The 14,108-nt window shown below is 44.3% G+C and carries 15 protein-coding genes; 9 read left to right on the top strand and 6 right to left on the bottom strand.

Annotated elements, in window-relative coordinates; all coding sequences use genetic code 11:
• Positions 1-94: 94 nt before the first annotated feature.
• A complete protein-coding gene (locus M9196_RS06000) occupies positions 95-970 on the bottom strand; it encodes a LysR family transcriptional regulator (protein ID WP_250616623.1) in 876 nt (291 codons plus the stop codon).
• Positions 971-1,345: 375 nt separating this feature from the next.
• Between M9196_RS06000 and M9196_RS06005 the strand changes: the two genes are divergently transcribed.
• The 7 genes from M9196_RS06005 to recR all read left to right on the top strand — a co-directional run bounded on the left by M9196_RS06005 (position 1,346) and on the right by recR (position 7,114).
• On the top strand, positions 1,346-2,443 hold the full coding sequence (locus M9196_RS06005) for a response regulator (RefSeq protein ID WP_250616624.1): 1,098 nt from the start codon (positions 1,346-1,348) through the stop codon (positions 2,441-2,443).
• A gap of 173 nt (positions 2,444-2,616) precedes the next feature.
• Positions 2,617-2,748, top strand: a complete 132-nt coding sequence (locus tag M9196_RS23485) for a hypothetical protein (RefSeq protein ID WP_284677110.1) — start codon at positions 2,617-2,619, stop codon at positions 2,746-2,748.
• A gap of 13 nt (positions 2,749-2,761) precedes the next feature.
• Positions 2,762-3,154, top strand: a complete 393-nt coding sequence (locus M9196_RS06010) for a YbaN family protein (protein WP_250616625.1) — start codon at positions 2,762-2,764, stop codon at positions 3,152-3,154.
• A 131-nt stretch (positions 3,155-3,285) separates the two neighbouring features.
• Positions 3,286-3,831, top strand: a complete 546-nt coding sequence (gene apt / locus M9196_RS06015; protein WP_250616626.1) for an adenine phosphoribosyltransferase — start codon at positions 3,286-3,288, stop codon at positions 3,829-3,831.
• Positions 3,832-3,844: 13 nt separating this feature from the next.
• Complete coding sequence (gene dnaX, locus M9196_RS06020; protein ID WP_250616627.1) at positions 3,845-6,076, top strand: DNA polymerase III subunit gamma/tau; 2,232 nt, start codon at positions 3,845-3,847, stop codon at positions 6,074-6,076.
• 86 nt (positions 6,077-6,162) lie between these two features.
• Entirely contained in the window at positions 6,163-6,492 is a 330-nt protein-coding gene (locus M9196_RS06025; protein WP_102471711.1) for a YbaB/EbfC family nucleoid-associated protein, read from the top strand.
• Between the two features lie 22 nt (positions 6,493-6,514).
• The gene (recR, locus tag M9196_RS06030; RefSeq protein ID WP_250616628.1) at positions 6,515-7,114 is read left to right on the top strand and encodes a recombination mediator RecR; all 600 of its coding nucleotides are present in this window, start codon (positions 6,515-6,517) and stop codon (positions 7,112-7,114) included.
• A gap of 72 nt (positions 7,115-7,186) precedes the next feature.
• Here recR and aqpZ read toward each other — a convergent pair whose 3' ends face one another.
• The 4 genes from aqpZ to M9196_RS06050 all read right to left on the bottom strand — a co-directional run bounded on the left by aqpZ (position 7,187) and on the right by M9196_RS06050 (position 10,133).
• Entirely contained in the window at positions 7,187-7,882 is a 696-nt protein-coding gene (aqpZ, locus tag M9196_RS06035) for an aquaporin Z (RefSeq protein ID WP_250616629.1), read from the bottom strand.
• 111 nt (positions 7,883-7,993) lie between these two features.
• On the bottom strand, positions 7,994-8,236 hold the full coding sequence (locus M9196_RS06040; RefSeq protein WP_250616630.1) for a hypothetical protein: 243 nt from the start codon (positions 8,234-8,236) through the stop codon (positions 7,994-7,996).
• Positions 8,237-8,391: 155 nt separating this feature from the next.
• A complete protein-coding gene (locus M9196_RS06045) occupies positions 8,392-9,723 on the bottom strand; it encodes an MFS transporter (RefSeq protein WP_250616631.1) in 1,332 nt (443 codons plus the stop codon).
• A 161-nt stretch (positions 9,724-9,884) separates the two neighbouring features.
• Positions 9,885-10,133, bottom strand: coding sequence for a YkgJ family cysteine cluster protein (locus M9196_RS06050; RefSeq protein WP_250616632.1), 249 nt, complete (start codon positions 10,131-10,133; stop codon positions 9,885-9,887).
• Positions 10,134-10,280: 147 nt separating this feature from the next.
• Between M9196_RS06050 and M9196_RS06055 the strand changes: the two genes are divergently transcribed.
• Positions 10,281-10,721 (top strand): YcgN family cysteine cluster protein, encoded by a 441-nt coding sequence (locus M9196_RS06055; protein ID WP_250616633.1) that lies wholly within the window; start codon positions 10,281-10,283, stop codon positions 10,719-10,721.
• Positions 10,722-11,168: 447 nt separating this feature from the next.
• On the opposite strand, the gene M9196_RS06060 is transcribed toward M9196_RS06055, so the two are convergent.
• Entirely contained in the window at positions 11,169-12,077 is a 909-nt protein-coding gene (locus M9196_RS06060; protein ID WP_250616634.1) for a LysR family transcriptional regulator, read from the bottom strand.
• Positions 12,078-12,256: 179 nt separating this feature from the next.
• Here M9196_RS06060 and M9196_RS06065 point away from each other — a divergent pair, with 179 nt between their 5' ends.
• Positions 12,257-14,035, top strand: a complete 1,779-nt coding sequence (locus tag M9196_RS06065; protein WP_250616635.1) for a sodium:solute symporter family transporter — start codon at positions 12,257-12,259, stop codon at positions 14,033-14,035.
• The last annotated feature ends 73 nt before the right edge of the window (positions 14,036-14,108 follow it).

Genomic DNA, 14,108 nt, shown 5'->3' on the forward strand with positions numbered 1-14,108 from the left:
AGTAAAAAAACCAGAGTGATATTTCACTCTGGTTTTTTTGTCACTGACGGATTTTGTATTGGCTAGCTACTTGTATTGGCGAGCTAATAGATGGCTAGTGAATTGAGTAAGCGATAACAAAATCAATAAATAATCGTACTTTCTCTGGCAGATGATCTTTATGGTTGTAGAGCATATAAATGTCGCGTGGGTTAGCACTCCAATCAGGAAGAATACGTACTAACTCGCCATTGTCTATGTACTCTTTTACCATGACATCCGGCATTAGTGTAATGCCTAAGCCCGCAGAACATGCTCGTCTTACCACATTGAGGCTATTAGCTTCGAAGCGTGCTTTTGAATTGTTAATCACCGATTCGCCGCTGTTGTTTTTAAGCTGCCATTTTATCAGTGGTGCGCCTTTAAGAAGACGGTGCGTGGTGAGCTCTTCTGCATGGGAAGGCTCGCCATTTTGTGCAAGATAGCTTGGTGTCGCTATCAATACATCTTTAACCGTACTGATTTTTCGAGCAATTAGGCTGGAATCTCGCTGTGGGCCAACGCGGAAAATGACGTCCCACTCCGTTGGATCAAGTTGGTCTGCATGATTGCTCGTGGTTAACTCCAAGCTGATATCGGGATACTGCACCATGAAGTCATTGAACATCGGCATGATCATGCGTTTAGTCAGATTTGAAGGTGAGGATATTTTTAGTTTTCCTGACGCGCCCTTACATTCATCGGCAATTTCTTCTGACGTCGAAGTAAGTCGATGCAGCAACGGTGAGCATTCATTGTAAAAACGTTCCCCTGCCTCTGTTAAAGAGAGCTTTCGGGCGTGGCGATTTAACAAACGTAGATTAAGAGAGTCTTCAAGCGCTTGAATTCGTCGCGTTATGGTTGCAACAGGAATCATGGTTTTGCGTGAAGTTGCAGTATAACTTCCATTTTCAACAACAAGCCGGAATAGATTTAAATCATCGAGTTTCATATGGTCAACTATTTGTATTAATTCGTTTTGTTATGGCTTAGCCCAAAGGCTTAACTCGGAGGCAGTATGAGTGTAGACACTATATTGGTGAAAACAACGATTGAGAATAGCCTAATATCAATAAGTTGAAAAAATTATCATGACGTTGGTTATATCTCAGACACCCACATATTGTATTAGATATTGAAGCAAAGGGGTACATTTGTATAAAAGACTATTTATGCCTACAGTTAAAGTACTCAAGAGCGGTTGGCTTGAGGGTGGATTATTCAATTAAGTGCATTATTGTAGCGTTTCCTTGCGACACGAAGTTTGATGCAAACCAATAAAAACGATAACGAAACGCGCAATGAAAAATTTGTGAGGCGTAATTTTATGTCTAAAACTGACAGTCAAGTTGCTGAGGTGCAGGTACATCAGTCGAATCACTCTAAGATAATGGTGGTTGATGATGACCCTATATTTCGTACGGTGACCAAAAATTATTTGGAAGCGATAGGGCATCGTGTCTTTGAGGCTCAAGATGGGTTAGAAGCCTTGAAAATGCTCGATTCGACACAGCCAGAGCTCGTGCTGTGCGATTTGTCCATGCCATTGCTTACCGGAATGGAGTTTGCTGAAGAGGTAAGAATGGAATACCCGTCCCTACCTGTTATCGTGATCTCCGCAACGGGAGATATGGGCGATGTGGCCAAAGCGCTACGCTTTGGGGTCAAAGACTTTCTGACAAAACCCATTGCCGATTATCGCTATTTAAATGAAGCGATAGATAAGGTACTCGAAGACAGTGCCGATGTTTGTAACCAAAGTGACTTTGTTAGCCGCTGGTTTAGGCTGGAGGATAATGACAGCTCTCAAGATGAGCAAGAATTGCATTGGCACCTCAAGTTTTTGCAAGAAAACCCCAATGCGGCACGTGAGCTGTTGACTGCATTACTACCTGAAAAAGACTGCTCGTTAGGGGCTTGGCATAGTAGCTATCGAATGCTCCAGTCGACGACAAATTTACCATTGGTATTCGACTTTTCATGGTTGATGAGCGGACAATTGGCTTTTTATCTGGTCGATGCATCGTCGAGTGACGAGGGTGGGATTGCCAGCACTTTGCTAGTCCGAGCATTATTTGATGACTATATTCGTAGGGTTCAGCATAACAGTGTTGACCTAAAAGACTTAGCGACCAACATGGAGAAAGGATTAGAGTGCTCAAAAGGGGCGTATCCTGTTGATGCTCTTTTGGGTGTGATTGATTTGTCCGACCGCTCGCTGTCGATATTGCCGGCAGGCTTGGATTGCCGTTGGCAAAATGGCGATGCTCATTATCAGGTCGCAGGTGGTCAGAAATTAGGTGAAAACTGTATTCGAAATTTCATGACCAAAGATCTTCCGGTTCATGAGTTAAGTAAGCTATCTATGAGTCAGGTAGGCGCATCAAGCTTTAGCTGGGATATCCGCTTGTCTCAGGGGGAGTAAGAATAATAACCATACAGTTACTCTGTTTTTGATGGATTGTAATTACTATATAGTGCGGATGTTAATGAAATGGGAGTGGAACTTCGATTTCATTAATTAGCCAATGTGTAACGACGACGATAACGTCGGCACGGCTTACTATCATTACAAGCCATCAAATTAAGAGCAAAGTTATGTCTGACACCGAATTCAAAGAACCGTACAATATTTTCTATTTCCTAGGCTTTATTGCCGTATTGCTTATTCCAACGCTTCCCGCTACTCTGACGTTATTCCGTATCATGAATGGATATGCAACCTTTTGATAAGTAAGTTAACATGACGCTGCGACAGGCCTTATGGAGTGTCGCAGGCATAAGCTCAGTAACCCTTGGGGTGATTGGGATATTCCTACCGTTACTGCCCACAACCCCTTTTTTGTTACTTGCCAGCGCGTGTCTTTTGAAAGGCAGTCCGCACCTTCATCAGCGCTTGCTCGCTCATCCTAAACTCGGCCCAGTTATTTCAACATGGGAAAGTGAACGCGCCGTATCTCGCACAACGCGCAATAAAGGCATCGTGTTTATTTTGGCCAGTTTCCTGATCTCCATCATTGTTGTCCCGCTCGTGTGGTTAAAGGCTGCACTCTTTTGCTTATGTGGGGTCATTTTAGGCTTTTTTTTGCGACTTCCTGTGAAAGAGTCGGTTGCTGATAAGTCTGAAAGTCACTAACATTAGAGGATTGTTCGCTCGCGTTTTGCGAGTGTTTATTTTTAGGCCAACAGAATGAAAGTATGGTTTTGCGTTGTGAAATCATTACTCACGTCATTGAGCGCAGATTGACCTCTCCAGAGACAAAAATTATGAGCATCGACAGAATTTCACAAATCAAAGCCAGCATCAAAAGCATCCCTGATTACCCAAAACCAGGCATACTTTTTCGCGATGTCACCAGCTTAATGGAAGATCCTGAAGCCTATAGAGCCACTATTGCTCTGTTGGTAGAGAAATATAAAGATCAAGGCTTTACAAAAATTGTGGGCACAGAAGCTCGTGGTTTTTTGTTTGGTGCGCCATTGGCTTTAGAGCTCGGTGTTGGATTTGTTCCAGTGCGTAAGCCAGGTAAACTGCCACGTGAAACCGTGTCACAGTCTTACGAACTAGAATACGGTACCGACGTATTAGAAATTCACACGGATGCTATTGTGGAAGGTGACAAAGTGCTTATGGTCGATGACTTATTGGCAACGGGTGGCACTATTGAAGCAACAACAAAACTGATTCGTCGACTAGGCGGTTCGGTGGCACATGCAGCATTTGTGATTAATTTGCCAGAAATTGGCGGTGATAAGCGTCTGCAAGCGCTCGATTTGGACGTTTATAGCATTTGTGAATTCGAAGGTCACTAATCGGGAACTATTAATGAGTTATCTTGCTTTAGCCCGTAAATGGCGCCCAAAACAGTTTTCAGAAGTCGTGGGACAAGCACATGTCCTTACTGCTTTAGAAAATGCATTAAGTCAAAACCGTTTACATCATGCCTATTTATTTAGTGGTACTCGAGGTGTGGGTAAAACCACAATAGGGCGTCTGTTTGCTAAAGGGTTGAACTGTGAAACGGGCATTACTTCTAATCCGTGCGGTAAATGTGCGACGTGCGTTGAAATTGATGAAGGGCGAAGTGTCGACTTACTAGAAATCGATGCTGCCTCTCGGACTAAAGTTGAAGACACTCGTGAGTTACTTGATAACGTTCAATACAAGCCGGCGCGTAATCGTTTCAAGGTTTACTTGATCGATGAAGTGCATATGTTGTCACGCCACAGTTTTAATGCCTTACTGAAAACATTGGAAGAGCCACCAGAATACGTCAAATTCTTGCTGGCGACGACCGATCCACAAAAGCTGCCCGTGACCATCTTGTCACGTTGTTTGCAATTCCACTTGAAACCCATCACGGTCGATACCATTCAACAGCAGTTGGTCGATATCCTTGTGCATGAGAAGGTGGACGCGGAACATCAAGCACTGGCATTAATCTCTCATGCCGCCGATGGCAGCATGCGGGATGCGTTGAGTTTAACCGACCAAGCGATAGCATTAGGCAGCGGGCACATTACTAAGCCCACCGTTAGCATGATGCTGGGCACATTAGATACGTCTCTTGCTGTTAAGATCATTCAAGCCATTACTACCGGCGATGCGGCTCAAGTCATGAGTACGGTAGAGCAATTGGCTGATAACGGCGTTGATTGGGATTCGTTACTGCTGGAAATTGGCGCTCAATTGCATCGTATTGCGATGTATCAAGCCCTACCAGGAAGCCTTGATGTGAGTATTCCTGATAACGAAAAAGTCGCCACGCTGGGTGCAAAACTTCAGCCAACTGATGTGCAGCTCTACTATCAAATTGCAATAAAAGGTCGCCAAGATCTCGTCGCTTCTCCATCCCAGCGAGTCGCGGTAGAAATGACATTGTTACGAATGTTAGCCTTCAGGCCCGCGACAGCACTTAGCAGTAATGACATTGTTGTTACTGGCTCAGCACAAACACAGACCGCTCCTAGTGCCGCGAATATCAGTCCATCAGTACCTGTTACGCCGGCTTCACAACCGCCAGTCCAGGGCTATTCTGCACCTGTAGAATCGTCAATACCTTATGATGCGCCGCCACAAGAGCATTATGGCATGCCGTCAGACAATAGTAGTGAGGCAGTGTATTCCGCCCCACAGAGCTCTGACTCAGTTCCCCCAAGTTATGATTCAGCGACCCAAGGCTATTATCCTGATTCGGTGCCACAGCATGGTTCGCCATCATCGGTGTCGCAACCAACGCTCAATCAACGTTCGGCGAATCAACAGTCGGTGCACGCATCTCAGCAACCGATGACGCAAGAACCGGTGTCTCAGCCTAAGACGGCGCCTGTTGGCGGTTTGCGACATCAATTGCGTTCCAAAAGGCAGACAACGGCGTCGAATGTCACTCGTTCTGGAGCACCAACCACAAAAAAGACTGATGCGTCACCCGAGCCTGCATCAGCAATAGAAAGAGTTGCGCAGCGAAGTAATCCTCGTCGTGCCGTTTCTGCTATTTCCGGTGACGCGAGTCGTATCAATGCTCCTGAGCAAGTAGATGAGAATGAGCCTTATCGTTGGCGTGCGATGAATAAAGCTGTCGTGGAAACTAACGTAGCCCCATCTGTTAAGCCTTCAACGTTAAGGAAGGCTCTTGAACATATAAAAACGCCAGAAATGGCGCAGCGATTAACAGTTGAAGCTGCACAGCAAGATTCATGGGCGGCGTTAATTGAGAAACTAAATACGAGTAAGCTGGTCCAACAATTAGCGTTGAACTCCGCTTACAGTAAAGATGGCTCTTCTATCTCTCTTGGTTTGCGGGCTACGCACGCACATTTGAATACGGACAGAAACCAATCTGAGTTGTTGGCAAGTTTAAATTCAGCGCTTGGCGAATCGTGTCACTTGTCTGTAGAAGTGTCAGAGCAGGGGACAACTCCCCTCGAATTAAGAGAAAAGATCTACCAAGATAAACTGGCGCAAGCAGCGGGAGCTTTACAATCTGATGCTAATGTACAGTTTATTGTTACAAGATTTTCTGCAGAGCTGGACGAAGAGAGTATTCGTCCGCTATAAGTCTATAATGCAAAGTATGTTAAGGGGTTGCATTTTTTAGCTGTGCCCCCATGTTATTAATAATCTGAATCAACCGAGAGAAACCTATGTTTGGTAAAGGCGGAATGGGCAACATGATGAAGCAAGCCCAGCAAATGCAAGAGCGTATGCAAAAGCTTCAGGAAGAAATCGCAAACATGGAAGTGACAGGTGAATCTGGTGCGGGCCTTGTTAAGGTAACGATCACTGGTAGCCATAGCACACGTCGTGTCGAGATCGATGAGAGCTTGATGGAAGACGATAAAGAAATGCTAGAAGATTTGATTGCCGCTGCATTTAACGATGCTGCGCGTCGTGTCGAAGAAACACAAAAAGAGAAAATGGCTTCAGTGACTGGCGGTATGCAATTACCACCAGGTATGAAAATGCCATTCTAATTGAAAAATTAGAGAACAATAAATGCGAACTAGCCAAATGCTGGAGCATTTGATGGAGGCCTTGCGATGTCTACCTGGGGTTGGTCCCAAGTCAGCACAACGCATGGCCTTTCATTTGTTACAGCGAGACAGAAAAGGTGGGCTGCAGCTCGCTGATCTTTTGTCTCAAGCCATGACCGATATCGGTCACTGTCAGGAATGTCGGACGTTTACGGAAGAAGAAACCTGTCATATTTGTACTAACCCAAAACGGAAAGAAAACGGCCAATTGTGCGTAGTAGAAAGCCCGGCAGATATCGCTGCGGTGGAAGCAACCGGACAATATTCAGGGCGCTACTTTGTGTTGATGGGGCATCTCTCACCACTCGATGGCATCGGGCCAAGTGATATTGGTTTAGATACGTTGGACTACCGATTAAGACAGCGTGATATTAGCGAAGTTATTCTTGCCACTAACCCGACAGTTGAAGGTGAGGCCACCGCTCACTATATTGCTGAGTTGTGTCACGAGCATGAAGTAACCGCGAGCCGTATTGCTCATGGTGTCCCTGTTGGGGGAGAGCTTGAACTGGTAGATGGTACAACCTTGTCTCATTCCTTGCTGGGACGACACAAGATTTAAAAAGGCGCGTTTATCGCGCCTTTTTTGATCTTCTCATGTCAATTTCTATTATTCTCTAATCACTATTACTCTCTAATCACTATTACTCCCAAGCAAAGAGCGATAGATCCATGCCCCAATCACAGCGCCAATGATGGGGGCAACCCAAAATAGCCACAACTGAGCGGTTGCCCACTCGCCTACATACAGTGCTACACCAGTACTACGGGCCGGGTTAACGGAAGTATTAGTGACAGGAATACTGATAAGGTGAATGAGGGTAAGACATAAACCAATGGCAATAGGGGCGAAGCCCTGTGGTGCTCTTGAATCGGTAGCGCCCATGATGACAATAAGGAACATGGCGGTCATTACAATTTCACAAACTAGCGCAGCCGTTAGCGTATAACCGCCAGGAGAGTGCTCGCCATAACCATTAGACGCGAAACCAGAGGCAGTAGCATCAAACCCTGCTTGCCCAGAAGCAATAAGGTAGAGTACGCCACCGGCTAACACCCCACCAACGACCTGAGCAATGATGTAGGGCAAAAGCTCTTTGGCTTCAAATCGCCCGCCGGCCCATAAACCAATACTGACCGCCGGATTCAGGTGGCAGCCCGAGATATGTCCGATGGCAAAGGCCATGGTTAATACGGTCAAGCCAAACGCCAGCGCAACACCTAAAAAACCAATCCCGAGTTCAGGAAAACCAGCGGCGAGTACAGCTGACCCACATCCTCCTAAAACCAACCAAAATGTACCAAATAGCTCAGCTAAATAACGATTCATAAGAAATCCCACTCCTATAATTGTGGCTCCTTTGAAACATAGCTGATTATATTGATACCGCCAGTACTGATGAGGAAGTACTCACCTTCAGTCTCAGCATAAGGAAGAGATTTATTGAGAAAGGAGTGTGAGTTCAGCTGCGGAATAGTGCTCAGCTTCTTTACCTTTTGAAATCAGATCGATAACGTCAAACTGGCTCATATCAGTAAATTCTTTCGCTAGATAATCGCGAAATGCTTTTTCGTTTGGCCACTTGCCACGAACGGTATACCCATCGTCCTTATCAAAATCCTCTGTTTCGAAGAAAGAAAAATCAGTCATACCGATATTGTGACAGTACAAGACGAGATACATGGTAAATCCTTAATTGGGCTTGTTGGCTTTGGGGTCATGGATTAGCGAAATAGGGTACCGAGGGAGGTAAGGCAGTGTGTTACTGATATCCTTACCTTAACCCACGTTATCTAAGTCGTCGACCGATGGTCGAGCGCCAACCCGAAAAACAATGACTAAAAAATGGCTTTTTGTTTGTCCTTAAAATAAAACGCCGCACTGATTACGATGAATAGCGCTGTGAAATAATAGAAAAACGAAGAAAGTGAAGCTAGGAAGTCGAGGTGTTGCTCAATCTGCTGCTCGCTATAATTCTGCGACAACAATTTGTAGTAGTAAGCGTATAAAATACCAATCGAGCCATATCCTATATTAAACATTAATCCTTTAAAGCTTAGTACCGTCGCTCGGTTGTGCGATTCGGTATTCTTATTGAGGTGGTAACTAATGAAAATATTCATCGTCATAATGATAAAGATTAACAGCAGCGCGGGTATGACACCATAAATCGACCAACCAAGGCTAATCCAATAATAGGTTGCCATGGTTGCTAATCCCATGATAAAAATAAATTTTTTTGGCTCCATACTTTCCGCTAATCTACGACTTTTTCCAGCTAATAGAATTTGTAGGACACTTATACCCGCCCCAATTAATCCGAAGTAGATAATGGGGATATCAATAGCACGATAATACTGGCTGTTCATGGTCAAAAACATACGAGATGTATGTTCGAATAAACTGTAATAAAGCAATATGAAGAGGACATAAGGCGTAGACATTACCCATTTAGCGGTAACTTGTGTCAGCTTGAGGCTTGCCAACGTGGTGGCAATCTTTCCGCCATGTTCAGGCAATGTTTTTTTCGCTTCTCTCATACTAAGCGCTGCGTATATAGCGATCATCGCAACCAGCAGTGTGGCATAGACGGGTATGCGCATGATGTCTTGGGTGCTTTCTGGTTCGACGAGTCCAAGAAGATGGTAGACCTTAGCCATAAAACTAACATCATACATAGCGGCGCCTAAGAGGGTGACGAAAATGCCGACACTTGACGCGATTCGAAGTTGGATTTGTAACACCCGTGGCCATGCTTCTTCTTTGCCTTGCTCCTTTAAGGTGTCATAAGCTAGGGCTTCATCAGCGCCGCTTGCTAGCGCCATAGCCAGGCCGCTTAGTACTCGGTTGACCAAAAAAACACCGAATACTAAATTGGAGTTGCCGGTGGGAACAAATGCGATCATTGCGATTTCAACAAACATGATGATCGACGATAACACGACGAGTTTTTTACGCCCTAAAGTATCGGCAAAGGCACCCGATGGGACTTCGGCGAGTACGATCGTTGCCGCCCAAACCACATTTAGCATGGCAAATTGAGAGAGAGTTAATCCGTAATCTAAATAGAGAAGCGTAAACACAGGGTAATAAAAGCGTGCGAAATAGCTGCTTCGGAACATTAGGAAGTAGCGGACATTACGGACTTGAAGGACTTCTCTGAGCGTCATAAAATATTCAGTCGTATGAATTACATAGAGTATGTATAACCCTTTTTCCGCTAAATAGGAAAGGTTTGATCTCTATATCATAATGATTTTACTCAATCCATTCGCGGGTTATGACTCTAAATGCGACTTATTACTTTAAACACGACTTAGATAGGTATCCGCTAAGTAAGGCTATCTAACTCTAACAGGTTACTCAGTGCTTGTTGATTGGTATTGCTACACACATCTGGGCATGGTTTAAAGTCATGGCAGACTTTTGGTCGTTCTGGTTTGCCAAAAAGTTTACAAAGATTGTCGTCATTAAGTTGGATACAGCGTACACCAGAAGGTTTTCCATTGGGCATACCTGGAATAGCGGAGGAGATACTTGGTGCAATACAGCAGGCGCCGCAGCCTAATCGACAGTCCATCTTAATAACCTCAGAGTAATGGGGCGCAGAGTGTACCAAAACCTAGTCACTTGTACACAATTGAATCACGTTTGTCGTAGGGAATGACTTGAAGTTTGCCTTAACTAGCGGTATAAAACGCCTCCACAGAACGTAAAGGTAGTCAACATGAGCAAGCCATTTTGGGAAACAACGCCGTTAGAGGCAATGTCGGAAGAGCAATGGGAGTCTCTTTGTGACGGCTGTGGGAAATGTTGTCTTCACAAGCTCATGGATGAAGATTCAGATGACGTCTACTACACCAATGTAGCGTGCAGCTGGTTAAACAGTGACACCTGTTCATGCAAAGATTATATGAACCGCTTTGAATCGGGTGAAGAATGCTTAAAACTCACCAGAGATAAAATTTCCGAGTTCAATTGGTTACCAGAAACCTGCGCATACCGCTTGCTATCTCAAGGCGATACGTTGCCGCAATGGCACCCTTTAATCACCGGGTCGAAGTCTGCGATGCATGCCGCAGGGGAAAGTGTAAGAAATAAAGTAGTGTATGAGATTGATGTGATTGATTGGGAAGATCACATTCTTAATCATCCGAATAGAGTCTAAATGATTAATTTTTTCAAATGGTTAGGTTTATTTTTTTAACCTGTATATCGTCTAAAAGCCTTCAGCTAATGAAGGCTTTTAGACATCTTGTGGACACTTCAGCTGGCTACTTAGGAAGTAATAAAAACCACCTGAACCTACTTTTACAGCAATAATGTAAGGGTGCACAGGTGATTTCGTTGACGATTCAATAGCGCATGAAATCCTTCAACGTCGTGGTCTTTTAGGTCCTCTTATGCCTATTCTAGACTTATGATTTAAGCGGAGGAGCAGCATGCCATTAGCGGCCTTTGTAGTGATATTGCTACCGATGCATCATTGAAAAAGGCTAACTCCAAAGCTTTCCCCCTCTAGTATTTGTACTCTCTTCCCCGGACTGGCATTCTATAATATTAAAAATGTAGTGCATGGTAACAATAGGCAAATAACGGCAGGTGGTTACTGTGTTTAGCCGATAGCCAGTTGCACATCCGGCTTGATCCTTGAGCATGTGCTGACAAACTTTTCTAACGCACTACTGGCACCACTTCGTTTATAGTAAATATAAAGAGGAAGTACTAAATCCACATTATTAATTGGTATACAAACACAATTATTATCAGCGATGAACTTTATGCACTGCGGGGTAATTGAAACCCCAAGCCCTGAAGACACGGACGTCACAAGATGTCTCATGTTCTCAGGATGAAAAGTGACATTGGGTGTGAAGCCATTCTCTTGAGCCAACGAAAAAATATGTTCATACATCTCTATCCATTCAGACCGATGAAACAAGATAAAAGGCTCGTCTTCAAGATCAGACATCGTGACCTCAGTCTGGCTAGCAAGTGGGTGCTGCGTTGGCACAATCGCGACCATTTTGTCGGCGTAAATTTCTTCTACAGAAAATACACTCTCATCGAGTTTTGGTTGTCGCCTTGAAAAGGCCACATCGATTTTGTCTTGTGTTAGTGCCTCAAATTGTTCTTTTCCGGTCATTTCATGAAGACTAGTCGTGACATCTGCATGCTTGAGTGAAAACTGACCAACAAGATTTGGTAAAAAAAAGGAACATGCTGTCGCTAAATAGCCGATCTTAAGGTGGTTCTTCTCTTCTTGTTGTGTGTTTTTCACTAAAGTTTTAACGCGCTTATCATTGGCTAATATTGCTTGCGCTTCAGGTAGTAACACCGTGCCAGCTTGTGTTAGTTCAACTTGATGAGTCGTGCGTAAAAAGAGTTTTAGGCCTAGCTCGCTTTCCAGTTCCAATATGTGCCTTGAAACCGTTGGTTGCACGCTATGCAGTTCTCTTGCCGCCGCCGAAAAGTTCTTATGCTTAGCAACAGACACGAAAGTTGTCAGTGTTTTTATGTCCATTTATCCAGTCATTCTTATTTTGTATTATTGTTATACATTATTATCATTTCCAGCTATATGTAAGCGCGAGTATAGTGAAACTTGCATCAAGTCTCATACTTTTTAAGTAATGCCATCGCTGTATAAAAGTGACCAATAAGGCGAGATATGGCACGTACTCTACAACTACAGGAATGCATATGGATATCGATATTATCGTTGTACTCGTTTACTTTTTATTTTTAATTAGTCTAGGTTGGGTTTTTCGCTCAGCTGCGTCGAATACCAGTGAATATTTTCGGGGCGGCGGCCGCATGCTTTGGTGGATGGTGGGTTCAAGCGCCTTCATGATGGCTTTGAGTGCCATGACCTTTACTGGGTTAATGGGTAAGGCACTTACGAGCGGTATGTCGGTTGCCATCGTCTTTTTTGCGAACGCACTCGGTTACTTTTGTAACTACCTTTTCTTTGCCGCGAAAGCACGTCAAATGCGAGTGATCAGTCCTTTACAAGGGGTGAGAATGCGTTTGGGCAAGGTGAACGAACAAGTGTTCACATGGGCAAATGTTCCTCTTAGCGTATTACAAGCCGCGATTTGGTTGAATGGCCTTGCGGTTTTTACCAGCGCAGTGGTAGGGGTGCCATTAGAACAGACTATTATTGGTGCTGGCCTGGTGGTGTTATTTATGTCGTTAGTTGGCGGAAGTTGGGCAGTGATTGCCTCTGACTTTATGCAGATGATCATTATTACCGTCATGACATTTGTGGCGGCAATGGTGGCGATTTGGAAATCGGGTGGCGTGGGTAACCTACTTGAAGTTGGTTTGCCAACCGAACAATTGATCGGTGACGGATATAGCTACAGCTACCTATTTTTTGGTTGGTTTATCTGTATCTTTGTTAAACAGTTTTTTAGTACTAACAACATGGTCGATTCTTATCGTTTTATTGCATCTAAAGATACTAAAAATGCTCGTAAAGCCGCTTTGCTTGCGTGTTCTTTGATGATTATTGGCCCACTGATTTGGTTCTTACCCGCTTGGTACGTTGCGGGCAATTACCCTGATGTGACGACGTGGGGCCTGGATGGTTTGGGCGATAAAGTTGCTGATGCGACGTACTACATCTTTGTTAGTCGAGAAATGCCTGTGGGCATGGTTGGTCTAATGCTCGCGGCCATGTTTGCTGCCACCATGTCTTCGATGGACTCTGCTTTAAACCGTAACGCTGGCATCATCTTGAAAAGTGTTTACGAACCGTATTTTTGTAAAAATTTCTCTGAACAACATCTGATGATGGCCAGCAAAGTACTGACAGCGGTATTTGGAATCGTGATTATCATTACAGGTTTGTTTCTAACCTCTTTGAAAAACTTTGGTTTGTTTGACCTCATGATGCTTGTGGGCACATTGGTTGGCTTCCCTGTATTGATTCCTTCAATTATGTGCTTCTTCATTCGTAAAACACCAGATTGGGCTGGCTGGGGAACCATTCTTGTTGGTATGGGTGTATCCGCATTCATTGCGTTTGGGGTGACACCACAACTTATCGAATCTGTGTTAGGTCTAGATACGCCATTGAGTGCTCGTGAGTTCTCTGAAATGAAGTCGGTGACACTTGGTGTAATCGGTCACATGGGTATTACCTTACCATTCTTCGTACTATCTCAGTTCTTTTATAAAGAGCCGTCTGCAGAGCGTGCTGCCGAGATCAATAAATTCTTCAGCAATGTTGATACAGAGGTTGTGGTTGAAGAGACAGAAAGCAGCATTTTAGCGGATAACAAGCAACACGATATGCTCGGGAAAATGCTTATCACTGCATCGGTCTTCTTAGCATCTCTTGCTTTGGTACCTAACCCAATGTGGGGTCGTTCATTGTTCCTCATCGTTGCAGGTGTCGTTGGGTTGATTGGCTATATTTTACTTAGAACCAAGAAGCGAGCCCAACAGCCACAGACTGTAAACGCGGCGGCTTAACACCTGTATTTTGCCAAAATTTAGATTTGAATAATTTTACGGGACAGGGAAGTTTCCTGTCCCCGTTTGTGAG

Source organism: Vibrio methylphosphonaticus, assembly GCF_023634655.1.
Lineage (GTDB): Bacteria > Pseudomonadota > Gammaproteobacteria > Enterobacterales > Vibrionaceae > Vibrio > Vibrio methylphosphonaticus.